This window comes from Lachnotalea sp. AF33-28, from assembly GCF_003477885.1.
In the GTDB taxonomy this organism is placed as follows: Bacteria; Bacillota; Clostridia; order Lachnospirales; family Lachnospiraceae; genus AF33-28.
The window spans coordinates 38,078-54,420 of the sequence record NZ_QUEE01000011.1; the positions used below are offsets into that span (position 1 = coordinate 38,078).

Annotated in this window: 15 protein-coding genes and 1 pseudogene; 6 read left to right on the forward strand and 10 right to left on the reverse strand. The window is 47.1% G+C overall.

What is annotated here, in order from left to right:
* Window positions 1-102 precede the first annotated feature (102 nt).
* From DWZ56_RS15485 to DWZ56_RS15530, 10 genes are all read right to left on the reverse strand, one after another.
* Window positions 103-1,725, reverse strand: a complete 1,623-nt coding sequence (locus DWZ56_RS15485; RefSeq protein WP_117962497.1) for a relaxase/mobilization nuclease domain-containing protein — start codon at window positions 1,723-1,725, stop codon at window positions 103-105.
* Complete coding sequence (locus DWZ56_RS15490; RefSeq protein ID WP_002569238.1) at window positions 1,697-2,095, reverse strand: plasmid mobilization protein; 399 nt, start codon at window positions 2,093-2,095, stop codon at window positions 1,697-1,699. The genes DWZ56_RS15485 and DWZ56_RS15490 overlap by 29 nt, the downstream gene beginning before the upstream one ends.
* A 475-nt stretch (window positions 2,096-2,570) precedes the next feature.
* Window positions 2,571-2,903, reverse strand: a complete 333-nt coding sequence (locus DWZ56_RS15495; protein WP_227616378.1) for a winged helix-turn-helix domain-containing protein — start codon at window positions 2,901-2,903, stop codon at window positions 2,571-2,573.
* Window positions 2,904-3,003: 100 nt separating this feature from the next.
* The gene (locus DWZ56_RS15500; protein WP_117739290.1) at window positions 3,004-5,205 is read right to left on the reverse strand and encodes a HelD family protein; all 2,202 of its coding nucleotides are present in this window, start codon (window positions 5,203-5,205) and stop codon (window positions 3,004-3,006) included.
* Window positions 5,206-5,607: 402 nt separating this feature from the next.
* A complete protein-coding gene (locus tag DWZ56_RS15505; RefSeq protein ID WP_014080223.1) occupies window positions 5,608-5,748 on the reverse strand; it encodes a Maff2 family mobile element protein in 141 nt (46 codons plus the stop codon).
* A 95-nt stretch (window positions 5,749-5,843) separates the two neighbouring features.
* The gene (locus DWZ56_RS15510; protein WP_118047965.1) at window positions 5,844-7,679 is read right to left on the reverse strand and encodes a VirD4-like conjugal transfer protein, CD1115 family; all 1,836 of its coding nucleotides are present in this window, start codon (window positions 7,677-7,679) and stop codon (window positions 5,844-5,846) included.
* Window positions 7,666-8,055 carry a PcfB family protein gene (locus tag DWZ56_RS15515; RefSeq protein ID WP_003020228.1) on the reverse strand — a complete coding sequence of 130 codons (390 nt, stop codon included), beginning with the start codon at window positions 8,053-8,055 and terminating at the stop codon, window positions 7,666-7,668. The genes DWZ56_RS15510 and DWZ56_RS15515 overlap by 14 nt, the downstream gene beginning before the upstream one ends.
* Before the next feature lie 133 nt (window positions 8,056-8,188).
* Window positions 8,189-8,902 (reverse strand): antirestriction protein ArdA, encoded by a 714-nt coding sequence (locus DWZ56_RS15520; protein WP_014080243.1) that lies wholly within the window; start codon window positions 8,900-8,902, stop codon window positions 8,189-8,191.
* A complete protein-coding gene (locus DWZ56_RS15525; RefSeq protein WP_003020223.1) occupies window positions 8,902-9,243 on the reverse strand; it encodes a DUF7768 domain-containing protein in 342 nt (113 codons plus the stop codon). The genes DWZ56_RS15520 and DWZ56_RS15525 overlap by 1 nt, the downstream gene beginning before the upstream one ends.
* A 283-nt stretch (window positions 9,244-9,526) precedes the next feature.
* Window positions 9,527-10,975 (reverse strand): ParB/RepB/Spo0J family partition protein, encoded by a 1,449-nt coding sequence (locus DWZ56_RS15530; protein WP_118557526.1) that lies wholly within the window; start codon window positions 10,973-10,975, stop codon window positions 9,527-9,529.
* Window positions 10,976-11,192: 217 nt separating this feature from the next.
* Here DWZ56_RS15530 and DWZ56_RS15535 point away from each other — a divergent pair.
* The 6 genes and pseudogenes from DWZ56_RS15535 to vanX all read left to right on the forward strand — a co-directional run.
* Window positions 11,193-11,312: pseudogene (locus DWZ56_RS15535) on the forward strand (winged helix-turn-helix domain-containing protein); the annotation flags it as partial.
* Entirely contained in the window at window positions 11,302-12,447 is a 1,146-nt protein-coding gene (gene vanS, locus DWZ56_RS15540) for a vancomycin resistance histidine kinase VanS (protein ID WP_118557527.1), read from the forward strand. The pseudogene DWZ56_RS15535 and the gene vanS, both read left to right, overlap by 11 nt.
* A gap of 232 nt (window positions 12,448-12,679) precedes the next feature.
* The gene (locus tag DWZ56_RS15545; protein WP_330424891.1) at window positions 12,680-13,696 is read left to right on the forward strand and encodes a D-alanyl-D-alanine carboxypeptidase family protein; all 1,017 of its coding nucleotides are present in this window, start codon (window positions 12,680-12,682) and stop codon (window positions 13,694-13,696) included.
* A 30-nt stretch (window positions 13,697-13,726) separates the two neighbouring features.
* Window positions 13,727-14,686 carry a D-lactate dehydrogenase VanH gene (gene vanH, locus DWZ56_RS15550; protein WP_118557528.1) on the forward strand — a complete coding sequence of 320 codons (960 nt, stop codon included), beginning with the start codon at window positions 13,727-13,729 and terminating at the stop codon, window positions 14,684-14,686.
* Window positions 14,679-15,719 (forward strand): D-alanine--(R)-lactate ligase, encoded by a 1,041-nt coding sequence (vanA, locus tag DWZ56_RS15555; protein WP_118557529.1) that lies wholly within the window; start codon window positions 14,679-14,681, stop codon window positions 15,717-15,719. Before vanH ends, vanA begins: the two co-directional genes overlap by 8 nt.
* The gene (gene vanX, locus DWZ56_RS15560) at window positions 15,716-16,324 is read left to right on the forward strand and encodes a D-Ala-D-Ala dipeptidase VanX (protein ID WP_118557530.1); all 609 of its coding nucleotides are present in this window, start codon (window positions 15,716-15,718) and stop codon (window positions 16,322-16,324) included. Before vanA ends, vanX begins: the two co-directional genes overlap by 4 nt.
* Window positions 16,325-16,343: the final 19 nt, after the last annotated feature.

Here is a 16,343-nt window from a genome sequence, read left to right on the forward strand (position 1 = left end):
TTTCTGCCCTGTAAGCCCGTTAAAAAATCCTTTGGTATTGGGGATAGGGTACGGGGCAGCCCCCTTGTTCTGTATGGGTTCAGGTACATTTTGGGGTGGTTTTTATCGCTCCTGTTCCTGCCTTTTCACAGGCTTGCGCTCCCGGCGTAAAATCTGGTCGATATTGCCCTTGACGGTCTGTAAGCGGCGGTATTCCTCCCGTTTTGCCCGGTAATCGTTGTAGCCGCTGTTTTTCTCTTTGATAAGGGTTTCAATCTCTGCTTGCAGGGCTTTATAGCTTGGCAGCTTGGAAATGCCGTTCTCCCTAAAATAACGGGCGGCTGCGTCTGCTATGATAAAGTCGCTTTCGTGCTTCTGTCGGTAGGCTGCTTTTGCTTTGGCGTTTTTCTGCTGTTTCAGCCCGTCCCGGACAGGGCGGGTCTTGGAATAGGCAAGCACCTGCCGTTGCAGCTCCTTTTTCCCGTCCAGCGTCTTTTCCACCTGCTTCAGCTCTGTAAGGCTTTCCCGCATGGCGGTATAGGCGGCAGAACAGGCTTCGTCCAGTTCCTCCGGGGAAGAAAAGCCGTACTGCTGGTAGGCGGTAACGGTAGCCGCCATTTGCTTTAGATTGTACTTTGCCGCCCAGCGGTCATAGCCCACGCCCTTGCCCTCGGCTCGCTTGGCTTCCCGGTCAACCATGCGCTGCAAGGTGTTGTCTGCCGGGGTGGTTTTTGTGGTTTTTTCCCCTTGTGACGGCTTTTTAACTGCGGCAGGGTATTCGGGTATGGCTTTGGTCTGTTCGGCGGCTCTGCGGGCGTTCTGTGTAAGCAGGGCAAGGACAGTAGCCTTGTCAAAATCGTCCCCCAGCTTCCGGGCTGTGATAGGCTTTGTCCTGTCCGGCGTGAGGTAGGAAAGCCGCCCCCGACTCTCCTTGACAGTCACACCCTCACGCAGCAAAAGGGAAGAAAACTCGTCAAAGCTGGTAGCTTGGGAAAGTGCCTGCCGTATCGTCCGGCGCAGCTTCGCCTTGTCCGTTTCAAACTTGGTGGGCTTGGTCGGCTGTCCGGCGGCTTCTCTGGCGGCGTTCTCTTTATCAAGGGCAAGCTGCCCTTTCTTTGCCGCCCAGTATTCCCGTTCCGTTATCCGTTCCTTGCTGCCGCTTAGGAGGTCGATTTGGTAAAGCCCCTCCCGGTGGCACATCTCCATGACTTCACTCTTGAAATATTCCATAGCGGCGTTGGTGCAGCGGTGCTTGCAGCCCTCCCGTGTATCGGCTGGTCTGTCCATGTAGGGCAGAAGCGGGACTTCATAAATCCGCAGGGAGTTGATGACGATATGCACATGGATATTGCCGCTGTGGTTATGCCCGTCCGGGTGGGTGCATACAAGGGCTTGGTGTCCGGGGAAATGCTCTTTACAGAACTGCTCGCCCAGCTCCTGCGCCCGGTCTACGGTCAAGCCGTTGTCTGTCCCGTCCCGTGGGTCAAAGCTGATGATATAGTGGTGGCTTTTCACATCTTCCCGTTTTTGGTTTTTCTCATAGCGGAGATTGGCTCGCATACAGGCAACAGCGAAATCTTCGCCCCCACAGTTAAGGGAAGAAATGCGGTAATCCTCCCTCGGTATCAGCCGCCCGTTTTCATCAAGGGTGGGCTTCATGGTAAACTCGTCATGCTCAAATGTGAGGTAGGCTTCCGCTGCGCCATAGTCGGCATTTTTAGAGCTGATATGTTTGAATGTTGCCAACAGCGTCACCCACTTTCTGCAAGACTTCAAACTTTAGGGCAGCAAGGTCGGAAACCGCCGCCCGCACCTCCCCGGCAAGCTGCGGGTAGGGGCTGTGCCACTCGTTCAGCGTCCGGGCTATCTGGTTTAAGTTGCCGCCGATCCTGCCGTATTCGGCGGTCAGTTTCCCGACAGCGGCAAGCAGCTCGTCATTGACAGGAGAAACGGTTATGATGGGGCGTATGGCTGCCCCGGTTATGGCTTGCCGGATAAACTCGGCTTGGCTCATGTTGTAAGCAGAAAGCCTTTCCGCAAACTCGGCGTATTCTTCCTCGGTCATGCGTGTCTTGACTACCCGGCTGCGGTGCGGTGTGTTGTATCGTTTTCGCATGGTAAAACCTCCTTTCTGTGCGTGGTGTCCTCTCACTAATAGGAGAAAAACGGGGTGTGAAGCGGAACTGTTTTTGAAAAATCCGAAAAAATATTTTGAGGGATTTTTAAGCGGCGCAAGCCGCATAAGCAGGGTTTGGGGAAGGCACTCCCCAACAAGATTCCCGCAGGGGCAAAATGAGCGAAAAGCGAATTTTGGTACTGCGGTAGAATCTTGCTCTAAGAAAGTGACGGATTCCGCTGTGTAGGCTTCTGCTGATACCCTCGACGGAGAGGGCGGGGCTTCTGCCAACTTTGCGGCAATATTTTTCCCGTCATTATTACTACGCACTGGAAGAAAAATATGGCAAAGTCCCCCGGAAAATCTTTTCGTGTTTTCGTAACAGTATTTGACAAAAACGGGCGCAAAAAAACAGGAAACCTTTTTCTGATTTCCTGTTTACTGACTGCCAAAAAGGGCGGCGGTTATTCGGTTGTCATTCCCCGGAAGCAAACTTGTAGCCTATGCCTAAAACGGTCTTTATGTAGGTGGGGTTTTTGCTGTCCGGCTCTATCTTTTTCCGTAGGTTGTAAATCACGTTGACAACACTTGAATGGCAGCTATCGCTATCCATGTTCCAAACGGCTTCAAAAATCTGTTCTTGTGTGAGGACATTGCCGGGATTGGAAGCAAGGAATACAAGGGTACTGTATTCAAGGCGGGTAAGGTTTATTTCCTCCCCGTCCCTAAATACCCGGCGTTGGTGCTGCCTTATTTCCAGTCCCGGAAAAAAGAGTGTAGGAAAAACACCAAAAGACATGGTTTCCATTTTAGCTTGATTGGCAGTTATTAACGATATAATTTGTTCATATAAGTTGTTCTGATTATCTGTCCGAATTATTATTAACTTATCCATGTGTTTTCATGACCTATTCTGTCTGCGCTAGTTTTGTATGTTTAGAAGTTGCATATATCAATGGGCTAACTTCTTTTTCACAAAATAAGCTAAGTCTATGGAGTGCTCTGGTACAGGCAACGTATAAGAGATTTTTATCATCTTCATCATAGTAGTTTTGATTGTCTGCATCACAAATTAAGACGGCATCAAATTCCAACCCCTTTGACATATATACTGGTATAATGAATACACCTTGTAACTCTGCTGCACTTCCATTTCTGATTATTTGTATATCTAGTTTGTGCTTTATTTTGTTATACAAGCAGATGGAATTATTTTCAGTTTTACAAATTAATCCTATTGACTGTAATCCTTTTTCTTGGCATGATTTTACCTCTTCAACAATCTTGTCAATAAAGACTTCGGAATTATCCGCAATAAATACTTCCGGGCTATCCCCTTTCCGATTAAAACTTTTTATCTGTGGACTTTGTTCTATGAATTTTAAGCTAAAATTTAATATCTCATTCGTACAACGGAAACTTTTGTTCAACACGATAAGAGAAGATTTTTTCTTATTCAGTATTTTATGAATTTCTTCATAGAAAGATATATCCTCTTTTTTGGCAAGGGTTTGTTTCATATCCCCTAAGATTGTAAATTTAGCATTTGGAAATAATAAGCCGAATATTTCATATTGAAGCGGGTAATAGTCTTGAGCTTCATCAATGACAACCTGCTTGATATTTTTATATTCATTCGTTCCGTATATTTTTAAATATAAATAAAGCATTGCTATTGCGTCATCATAGTATATACAGCCTGCTTCCAGATTTTCTTTCGTATATTCCCGGATTTCCTTTATGCTCTCTGAGGAATTATTATTTTGCAATAAACTGAAAAAATAGGATTCATTGCTAAATAATGTTTTATACAACTCAAATATATCAATTTTTATAAATTTTTGTATTTCCTGCTTTACTAAATTTTTTTCTGCTTTATGTCCCCGTCCCTTTCCTGTTCCAAATATTAGTTCTAAAATATAATCTTCTAATTGCTCTAACTTTATGCCTAATGGAGTTTCTGTTCTTCCCAGTATCTTATCTTGTAGAGTCTGCCTGTTTACAACACATGTTCCTTCATAATAAACATCATCAAATTCTATCCATTGGCATGGAATATCATAAATAAATTTGTCTAATATTTCCCCAAAAAGTTTTGACGCTTTAAACTCGATACTGTCTTTATAAATTTTTTTGTATTGTGAGGGAGCAATTATTTTTTCTAAAAAATCGTTCTTGGACTGAATTTTCCTGCCTTTTAACAGCATTTTTAGAATATCCTCAAATACAACGGAGATAACATTATCTTCTCCCAATTCGGGCAACACATTAGAAATATATTGCTCAAATATAGTATTAGGGGAAATAATCATAATATTATTTGCGGACAACTTTGTCTGTAATCCTTGATACATAAGATAAGCTGCCCGATGAAGGGCAATGGAAGTTTTACCGCTTCCTGCCACGCCCTGCACCATTAACAGGTCGTTTTCCATATCTCTGATAACAGCGTCCTGTTCTTGTTGTATTGTTTCAACTATCGCTTTCATTTTGGCGGTGGTATTCTGTGATAATAGTTGTCTTAAAAATTCATCAACAATCTGCACATCTGTATCAAAAAAATACTTTAACACTCCATTCTTTATTTCATACTGACGTTTTAATTTGAGTTCACCTGTTACCCGCCCGCATGGAGCGTCATAAAATGCTTCTCCTTTCATAAAGCGGTAAAAAATACTTGCAATCGGTGATCGCCAATCATAAACATACATCTCCTGATAACTGTTTTTCCGTAGAGAGGAACGTCCGATATATATTTTTTCACATTCTTCCTCATCATCAAATTTAAAATCAATACGGGCAAAATATGGTGATTTTATCATGTTTTCCAGTAAAAGTATTCTGTGTTCTTCTTCTTCATAATCTACAATTTTATCTGTAACAGGGTTCATATATTGACTTAACTCAACAAGTGCCTCAAATCCGTCAGAAGTGTATAGATTTGTAACACTATGTGTTGCGTTTTCACGAACTTCTTTTTTGGCTTCGATAATTTGTGATTTCTTTTTTTCTGCTGCTTCTTTTGCTTGTTTTAATTGTTCCTCGGCTAAAGATATAGTTTGCTTTAATCTTATTTCTTCGTACTCTCTTTCTGATTGATTATTTCCCATAAAAAATACCCTCCTTGATAAAAAACAACAGAAAAATTCTCACTGATACATTGCTAGGCTAGTTTAGCACACGTTTGCCTATATAAACAGTCTTGTAATCATGAAATTTGTATGATACTATTATGGTGGGAGAGAGAATACAAAAATATTGTATATGCAATAGTAAAAAGGTCAGTAGCCTTTCCCATTATCCCATATCTTCAGCAGACAGGAATACAAGCCCAGTAAATTCTTCTTACAGAACGTGGGAAAGCTGCACCTTAGCTTTCCATGTCCTGTGAATAGAGTTATCCATGATTCCATAGCCTGTTATGCACATTTCCATAATGCTTGTCTTTGGTTCTTTTGTTCGGAATAGTGTGGTGCTTGCGGTCTATCTCTTGTTTTCGGTTGCTTGCTTCTTTACCGTACATGAGCATTGGAGCCCGGGTTATCCGAGCCGTAGCCCTCCAGCAGATTAACCACGCCCCACACGCCAAGGCCAGCACCGAGAGCAATAACGAGGGTCTGTAAAGTGTCGATTGCAGATGAGAAAAATGCCATATAAGCCTCCATTTCTCCGGGATTTTCCCGGTAACAAAAAAGCCGCCCTTGCAGGCGGCAGGTTACAAACTTCGGGACACTTTGTCTCGAAGCGTTTATGCAAAGGCGTCTGGATCGTCGATGTCATCATAGTTGAGGATGTCCTCGTCCTCTTCCGTGAGTGCATCGTCCGGCACAGTCACCTCATACATCGTACACGCCTCGTTCAGACCGGGCCGCCTGCGGCGGTTAATGAGCCTGTCGAGGTCAAAAGCGTTTTTCTGTTTATCGGCCTCCGCCGTATAGCGGTAGTTCGGATGCCGTTTCAGATCATACTTGGGAGAGAAGAACGGGGGCAGGCCCCGAAGCTGCAAAATACATTTATCTCCCGGCATGGTTGCAAGTTCGGCTGGGGTCATCAGTTCCCGGCCCAGCCGCTGGGTATTTTGACTGTAGCTTTCCGACTGACCACGGGAGCGGCTGTCGGTCTGCATACTGATTGTGGCTTTTCCCAGCCAGTTCTCGGATATTTCCTTGATGGTGCTGGCTTCGCGGCCACCAAGGAACACCACGCTGTCCATGTTGCCGAGGATTGTCTCGGCGTGCTTATCGTAAATGGCCTTGCATTGTGCCAACTGCTGATACAACAAGCACAAACTCACCTCACGGGAGCGGATGACCGCGACCAGCTTTTCGAGCTGGGGCACCTGTCCCGTGTTGGCTGCCTCGTCCCACAGCACCCGTACATGGTGCGGCAGGCGGCCACCGTGAACATTGTCCGCCCGTTCACACAGGAGGTTGAACATCTGCGAAAATGCAAGCGCCACTAAAAAGTTGTAGGTCTGCGTGGTATCGGAAATGATGAAGAATACCGCCGTTTTCCGATCTCCGATGCGGTCAAGCTCCAATTCGTCATAGGCCATGACTTCACGAAGCTGCGGGATGTCAAAGGGAGCCAGTCGCGCACCGCAGGAAATCAAAATGCTTTTTGCCGTCTTGCCGCTGGCCAATTTGTACTTTTTATACTGTTTGACCGCGAAGCAATCCGGCTTACGCTTTTCGAGCCCGGCAAACATATAGTCCACCGCGTTCATAAAATCCTCGTCATCCTCCTTGACCTCCATGCCGGAAATCATATCCACAAGGGTATTCATGTTCCGATCCTCGGCAGGCCCCTCGAAAATGATGTAGGCAATCAGGGCGCAGTACAAAAGCGTTTCCGATTTTGTCCAGAATGGATCACCTTCCTTGCCTTCGCCCTTGGTGTTGGAAATCAGAGCATCCACGAATTTCAGAATATCGGCCTCGTTGCGGATATACGCCAGCGGGTTATAGTGCATGGATTTTGAAAAATCTATGCTGTTGAATACCTTGATTTTGTACCCGCGTTTTTGCAGGAAAGCTCCGACCTGTCCCAGCACACCGCCTTTGGGATCGACCACCACATAAGAGGAATGAGCCTGTAAAAGCTGGGGCGTGAGCCAAAAGCGGGTTTTGCCGGAGCCGGATGAGCCGATAATACAGCAATTCAGGTTTCTGGCATTTGCGGGGATTTTAGGGCGGGTGTTCATCGTGAGAAACTCCGTCCCGGTCAAAATCACGTTGTTTTCAAACTTCGGATCGACAAACGGTTTGATGTCTTTTTCCGTTCCCCATCGAGCGCTGCCGTATTCTGCATCCCGCCGAAACTTCTTAGCGTTCTTGCTTTTGAAATAGATCAGCAGCCGGAAACCAACTGCGCCTACAATACCGACAAGCCAATCCAGCGGGACAAGGCCGGGGGCAAAGTCCGCAAAGGCCGGGCCAATCGTCTGGCCCAGCCCGATGAGCTTATGTGCAAAATCGTTCCCCGCCGCCAGCCGGTAGGCCGTTCCCAGCTTGAGGAACGCCCACAGGATGAACAGATAGGGAATGTTCGGAATGAGATATTTTCTGATCTTATCTGTCCTCATGGGCCACCTCCTTTGCACGTTCTTTCTGCTTCGGCTTTTCTTTGGAAAGCTGATCTGCCGCCTGTTGCAGTTGTTCCCGGATGGGAACACGGTTCGATTTTGCTTTGCTTAACACTTTCCGGGAATACTCAGAAAAGCAGGCGGTCATTGCGTCTGCCTGTCCAGCCTTGAAAAACAGCAGGTATTTGTCCGGCCCGGTTTTATAGAACGCATAGTCTACATTCCATTTCCGGGCCACGCGGTCAAAGGACTTGGCATCCCCGGATAGCTCAATGCTGTTGGTGGCTGTACCGTGGGCCATGAGCTTTCGCACACTTTGTTTTCCATGCGGTACTTGCCGCCCACGGTATGCCTTGCGGATCTTCCGGCCCACCATGCCCAGCACATACGCCAGTCCCCGCGCCGTCAGCTTGGTTGTTTTTACGGATATGGCTATCGTGCGCCGGGAAATATCTTCATCAATCAGTTACACCGCCTCCTTCCTTGGGACAATTTGTCTCGAAGTGCCATCACCGATCCCCACGGTCTTTTTTCTGCATTTGACGGTAGCCCTCCAAAGAAGAACCGTCTATGATTTCCTGATAAGCGGCCATTTGCTCCCGGATAGAGAGCTTCGGGAAAGAGAACACCTTATGCTCCTTGGGAATATCCTGCAAGCCGTGATACACTTCCACGAAATGATCGCTTTCTTTGACAACATAGCCGCCCGGGGCAAAATGGCCGTTTTCGTGGATGCAGGCATCCCGGCCATACGCCTCATAATCGAAATACGGTTTTACCTGATCCGGCACATCCAACATTTCCAGATCGTCCACATAAATACGCCCCAGCGTTTCCTCATCGGATACGCCGGGGTAAAAGCCGTAACAGTCCAGATTTTGTGTCAGATTGATGATGTCCCGCACCGAAGAACAGTGATCGCCGCTGTCGAGGACGGCCTCCAGTGTTTCCAGCTCCGATGAGGTAAGCTCGGAAAGCAGGCAGGCCAGATGATTAAGCTCGTCCAGATTTTCATACTCGCTCAAATGGTCATAGAGCCCCAGCACATCCCCATCGAAAGAGGTAATAAAAATTTCCTGATAGCGGACGCCATCCACGCCGATCCGTTTCAAGAGAGCCTCCACCTCCTGGGCGGTTGTGGGAAATTTCAGTGTTTCACCCACAAGCTGGCCCTCGCTGTACTTTCCGGCGTTGGTAACGTAGGCTTCAAACAGGGTTGCCATCAGCGGCGGCCCTGTCCCTTGACGGTCAGGATGCCCTCAAGGGTTGTTGCCGTAATTCCCAGCCGCTGGGCCACGGCAATATCATTTTTCATGGCTTCGGTCATACTGTGCCCGCAGACAACCAGCACATGAGAACGGCGGAGCAGGTCACGGCTCATGTCGATGCCGCTTTTATGCTCCTCGGGAACAGCATCGTTGAGAAACAGGGGCAAGTACAGGGGCGGGCAAATAGGAGAAAAGCCTGCCTCATACACGGTGCGGCAATACTGCGCCGCCAGTTCTGCGTTTTCGCTATCGCCGCCGAGCCATGCAGCGGTGATATAAGCAAGGGGTCGTTTCATCGTTCATACCTCCGATATTTTAATAAGAAAGTTCAACCCAAACCCCACGCCCTTTCCCAGTCTTGGGAAAGGGGGCGGCTCTGGAGGATATACCCCCGCCGCTTGCCGGGGAAATAGCACAGCCGGGGCAGACCGTCAAGGGCGAGCCGCCGAAAACGGCGGTGCGCTGCACCCTTGACGGCCCACTCCCGGCTGTACTAAAAAACAGGCGGCGACGGGGGATATATACCACCAGAGCCTCTGCGCGAGGGCGGGGCCCTCGGGACAAAGTGTCTCGAAGTTGTTACTTGTCAAGCTCCTGCTTTTTCGGGGCTTTTGCCAGCTCCGGCGGCTGTTTTTCTTTCCAGTCATCCAGCAGGGACATAATCTGTTCTTTCATTTTGGCGGGAGTGACCTCCTTGCCAAAATACTTTTCCAGTTCCGCAGTAGAAATAATCACGCCTCGATCCTCCTTTTTCTGTTCTGATAAGATACCGTCAATGACATCGCCGTTAAGCTTGCCTTCCTTATCCAGCTCCCGGAGCCGTTTAGCCTGGGCCAGCGAGGGCGAAGCCTGCTCCCCGTCAATGGAAACAGCAATAAGCCTCTGATTTTTCGGTTTGATGTAGGAAAGCTCCACGGCAGGCATGAAGCCCATCTTTTTATCGTCTACCTTATCCAGAAGCTCCGGCACAAGGGAGTTGAGCCGCAAGTAGCGCATGACCTTTTTATAGTTCATTTCATGCGCCTCGCCTACAATCTCAACCGAGCGTTTCCCAACATCGCCTTCTGCAACGCCTTTCAGCCGCCCGCCCTGATGCTTGATGTCCTCAACCTCGAGTTCCAGCAGCGCGGCCAATTCGCTGGGGAGCATCCCGTCACGCTGCTTGTTGCTGTCCTTCATGGCCTGTACCGCTTCGTGGTCGGTCATTTCACGGACGATAAAGGGCATTTCCTCCAGCCCCGCCAGTTCACTGCCGTGGGTACGGCGATGGCCCGCTACAATTTCATAGCCGTTTCCATCTTTCTCCGGGCGGGCAAGACCGGGAACCATTACACCGTTTACGCGGATAGAAGCAACGATTTCCTGCATCTTCGCATCGTCCCGTACCTTAAAGGGGTGCGGACGGAATGTGTGAAACGGATGAACCTCGGAAAGTTTCAGATAAACCAGCTTGCCTTCCTCAACCGGGCGGGGCGGTGTAGTCGGCTCGGGAGCCGTCTGTTCCACAGTAGCAGTTTCCTTCAGTGCCGTATCCTGTGCGGGCTTTACGGGCTCCTTGGCATCCGGGGCCTTTCCATCGCTTCGGGACACTTTGTCTCGTTTGGACGGCTTGGGCTTGTCAGGGGCCGCCTTATCCTCCTTGGGTGGGCGGCCCTTGCGAGCCCCAGCCGATTTCTCCGCTTTCTGATTTTCAGTCGCGGCCTTTTCTGCTTTCGGCGGACGGCCACGGCGCGGCTTTTTAGGTTCCTCCGTATTGGCGGGCTGCGGTGTTTCTCCGGGGGCTGCCGCCTCTGGCGTTTCGGGGGGTTCCGCCTTTTCGACTTCGGCGCGGGCGTTCTGTCTCTTTTCTGCCATAAGCTCATTGATTTTGTCAAAGGACACAACGACATCGCCGGGCTCAGGTATGGTAGGCCCGGTCTGTTCCTGCCGGGGCTCAGACGCTGCAGCCTGTTCGGGTGTGGTGATAGGCCCGGCGGCCTCCGGGGAAATATTCTCCGCAGGGCCAGTATTCAATTTTTCATCGGCCATTTATGATCCTCCTTTTTGTTAAAGTTGCACAAATTTGAACGCTAAAATTTTGTAGTTATTTTTGTGCCTCCCTTCCGTCTATCCACGCAAAAAAACCGCCCGTTTCTCATGCCGGACGGCTTTTTGCGTAATGTGATAGATCAAATATTATTTTTTCTGGTTTGTAGGCTCCGAAAAGCCTTGTATTTACAGTGTTCCTAATAGGAAGTAATCATATGATAACAATAATACCGTTATGGCTCATATTGGGCGTCTCCGGGAGAAAATGAAAGAACGGGCTAAAAATCCTAAATTCATAAAAACTGTATGGGGAGTGGGATATACCATTGAAAATTAGAGAGAAAACCGACCGCGAAGATGACTACTTGCTTTTTAAAAACAGATTGTCAATAAAAATGCTTCTGATGATGGTGGGGACCATACTGATCATAGGGGTCATATATCTGTTCCTTTTAAAAGATAATTTTGCAAATTTTATCGTGGCCATTTTAGATCAACTTATTTATCATGACCGCAGCGATGCGATTGTCGCCTATCTGAAATCCTTCAAAGCATATGAGACAGGGCTTTTTCTAATTGCGTTTTCAGGTGTGTTATTTATTATTTTCCGCTGTTATCTGAACAGCATTTTAAAATACTTTAGGGAAATCAACCGGGGGATTGATACGCTGGTTAGTGAAGAGGACAAAGATATTGCTTTGCCGCCGGAACTGGCAGCAACAGAAAGAAAGATAAATTCCATCAGGCGCACCTTAAAAAAACGAAAAATGGATGCCGAACATGCTGAGCAAAGGAAAAATGACCTTGTGATGTATCTGGCCCATGACTTGAAAACGCCGCTTTCGTCCGTCATAGGATATATAACCCTGTTAAGGGATGAGAAGCAAATTTCGGACGAACTTAGAGAAAGGTATTTATCCATAGCATTGGACAAAGCGGAGCGACTTGAAGAATTGCTCAATGAGTTTTTTGAGATCACACGGTTTAACCTTTCAAATATTACGCTTGTTTACAGCAAAATCAGTTTGACGAAAATGCTTGAGCAGTTAGCTTATGAGTTTAAGCCGATGCTGGCAGAAAAAAATTTGAAGTGTGAGTTTGAAATCAAATCAGATATTATGTTATCGTGCGATGCCAACAAGCTGCAGCGCGTGTTTGACAATCTGCTTCGAAACGCTGTTTGTTACTGCTATGAAAATACGAGCATTGTGATAACTGCAGAAAAAACAGCGGATCATGTATTGCTTAAAATAATGAATGAAGGGGATACGATTCCCCAGGAAAGATTAGTAAGAATATTTGAGCAGTTTTACCGCCTGGATGTATCGCGCAGTTCCAGCACTGGCGGGGCCGGCCTGGGGCTTGCGATTGCAAAGGAGATCGTTGAACTTCATCACGGTCAGATCAGCGCAAACAGTGAAAACGGCATTACCTGCTTTGAGGTCATGCTGCCTATCGTAGGAAAATCGTAAGAAAATCTGTAAAAAATCATATGTTATCCGCAAAGAAAAACGAAAACATAAATCGCTCCATCCTGATATTCTTATTTCAGGTGGGGCTATTTTTTATTATATAGAAAGTTCTTCGAACTCTCCTATGTAATAAAAAAGCCCTCCGGGCAGGAACGCACTGCGGCGGAATGGAATGATGTCGCTATGGCGACCCGTTGCAGAGGATTCTTTTTCACAGAAAGGAGTTAAGAGATTGGTAAAACGGCAAACCAATAAAAGAAACAGATGGAAACAAATAGCAGTGCTCTGTGTGCTTATAGTTATTGCGGCCTTTGGGGCAGTAATCTTGTTAGGCGGTCATAAAAAATCTTCCCTCAAATCCAGAGAGAGTTTTGAAAACACTGGAGATTTTTCTCAAGCTTCCGATACAAGCGAAGAACAGAGCGAAGCGGTGCCTGTTATACTTGACCGGGCAAATGCTATAACTGTCGACATTACGGCAGAAAACGCCATTGTAATGAATACTGGAACCAATGCTGCATTATATCAGAAAAACAGTACTGACAAAATTGCGCCTGCCAGTACGGCTAAGATGATTACTGCATTGACGGTGCTTGACTATTGTCCGCCGGAGGAGGAAGTGACTGTAGGCGCGGAAATTGAAATGATCCATGAAGATTCTTCAATAGCATGGCTTGTTCAGGGGGATACCCTGACGGTAAGGCAGCTCTTAATTGCACTTCTGCTCCCATCCGGTAATGATGCAGCCTATACGCTTGCGGTCAATGCCGGAAAGAAAATTGCCGGAGATAACAGTTTGACAAATGAGCGGTCCGTTGAGGTATTTATGGATAAGGTGAATGAAAAGGCCAGGGCACTTGGGGCCGAAAGCTCAAATTTTGTAGTCCCGGACGGATATGATACTGCACATCAGTACACTACGGCCTATGATCTTGCCATCATCGCAAAGGCGTGTTTGGATAATCCTTTCATTTCTGAAATCGTGGCATGCAGTACATCCTACGAAAAATGGGTAAACGGCAGGGAGGTGACCTACAACAACACAAATGAACTTCTCAATCCAAACAGTCAATATTACCGTCCGGAGGTAATCGGACTAAAGACAGGAACCAGCAGCCTTGGAGGTGCCTGCGTCGTTTCTGCAGCAGTCATTAACGGAGAGACATATGTCTGTGTGGTTATGGGATCTTCTAAGGATACCAGGTTTCGGGACAGCAGCATTATTTTGGACAAAATCAAAGCCCAGTAGAATTTGGAAAGGAAATGAAGGAATATAAAAATGGACATTACTGTATTTGGCTGTGAGCCGGATGAAGCAGAAATTTTTACAAAGCTATCTTCTGAATTCGGCGTAACAGTTTCGCTCATAAAAAATGCCGTATCGGAAAACAATGCAAAATTAGTCCGTGGATGCCGATGTATCAGCGTAAGCCATAAGACTGAACTATCAGAACCGATCCTTATTGCGCTGAAAAATGCCGGAGTAAAATATATCAGCACCCGGAGTATCGGATGGAACCATATTGATATACAAGCGGCTAAGCGGTTGGGCATACAGATAGATACGGTGGCATATTCCCCGGGGAGCGTTGCCGACTATACCTTGATGCTGATTTTGATGCTGGTACGTGGAACAAAATCCATTCTGCGCGGGGCTGAAAGATTTAATTATCGTCTGAATAACCTTCGTGGAAAAGAACTGGGGGATATGACGGTCGGCGTAGTGGGAACCGGACGGATCGGACAGGCGGTTATGGAACGCCTGAAGGGGTTTGGGTGTAGGGTATTGGCATATGACTGTAATCAAAATACGAAAGCAAGCTATGTTGCATTTCATGAACTGCTAAGTAACAGTGACATTATTACGCTTCATATTCCGCTGACAGCGGATACGCGCCATATAATTGGCTGTGATCAAATGAAGGCGATGAAGCCGGGAGCGCTTTTAATCAATACAAGCCGGGGCGCTTTAGTGGATACCGAGGCGCTGGCAAAAGCCTTAAAGGAGAAGAACATTGGCGGAGCGGCATTGGATGTATTGGAAGGGGAAGAAGGAATCTTCTATCACAGCTGCATAAAAAGAGCTTTGGAACATCCTTTTCTGGCAACGCTTCAACAAATGCCCAATGTCATTGTTACGCCGCATACGGCCTACTACACGGAGCGGGTGTTGGTTGATACCGTGAGAAATACAATTAAAAATTGTTTGAATTTTGGAAGGAGCCTGGAACATGTATAAAATGAAAGTCGCAGTTCTGTTTGGGGGCTGTTCTGAAGAGCATGATGTCTCGATCAAATCGGCAATGGAGCTTGCCAAAAATTTAAATACCGAAAAATATGAAGTGTTTTATATTGGAATCACGAAATACGGCATCTGGAAAATGTGTGAAAAACCTTGCATGGAGTGGGAAAAATATGCAAAGCATCCGGCCGTGCTATCTCCGGTCAGAAATATGCATGGCCTGCTCATACAAAAGGATGACAGGTATGATATCCAGCGCATAGACGTGGTATTTCCGATGCTTCACGGTAAATTTGGTGAAGACGGATCTATGCAGGGATTACTAGAGCTGTCAGGTATTCCCTATGTAGGATGCGATATTCAAAGCTCTGTAATCTGTATGGATAAGGCACTGACTTATGCTGTAATGGAACGCGCTGGTATAGATGTGCCGAAGTTCCGGCTCATTCAGGACGGCGGCAGCGTGGATGCAGAGGATTTTGTATATCCCGTTTTTGTGAAGCCGGCCCGTTCCGGCTCGTCCTACGGAGTGAACAAGGTATGCCGGGCAAACGATCTGCAGGCGGCCATAGATGAAGCAAAAAGATATGACCGTAAAATATTGATTGAGCAGGCAGTTACCGGGAGTGAAGTGGGGTGTGCCATATTTGGGAACGGTTCCTACCTAATTGCCGGCGAGATCGACCAGATTGAGTTGAAACATGGTTTTTTTAAAATTCATCAAGAGGCGCAGCCGGAAAAAGGATCAGAAAATGCAGTAATCAGAGTACCGGCGGACCTGACGGCAGAGGTAAGAAAACAGATCCAGAAAACAGCAGAGAAGATTTATCGGACGCTTGGCTGCAGGGGATTGGCCCGTATTGATCTGTTTTTACAGGAGGATGGACACTTAGTACTGAATGAAGTGAATACGATGCCAGGTTTTACTTCGTATAGCCGCTTTCCCCGTATGATGGTTGCTGCAGGTTTTACGCTCTCTGAATTATTGGACCATTTGATTGAACTGGCGCTTAGGAGGGCAGTACAATGAAACAAAATTTTGTTTTTTTAGACGAAATGCTGCCGGGAATCCGTTGGGACGCCAAGTATGCCACATGGGACAATTTTACAGGAAAACCGGTGGACGGATATGGGGTGAACCGCATTATGGGGACGAAAGAGCTGGGGGCTGCTTTGCATAAAGCCCAAGATCTTGCGGAAAAATTGGGATATGGTCTTCTTCTGTGGGACGGCTATCGCCCCCAGTGCGCGGTGAACTGTTTCCTGAATTGGGTTTCGCAGCCAGAGAACAATTTGACGAAAAAACGGTATTATCCGAATATAAGAAGAGAGGAAATGGTTACGAAGGGGTATGTGGCCGCACAGTCCAGCCACAGCCGCGGAAGCGCAGTTGACCTCACGATTTTTCGTTTAGATACCGGCATGCTTGTTCCTATGGGCGGAGAATTCGACTTTATGGATATACGGTCGCATCATGCTGCCAGCGGCCTTAGCGTAACAGAATCAAAAAACCGGGAATGTCTGCGTTCTATCATGGAGAACAGTGGATTTGATGCCTGCTGTTTTGAATGGTGGCATTATGTTTTGGCAGACGAACCATACCCGGATACATATTTTGATTTTTGTATTGCATAATAGAACCTGTACCGACAGA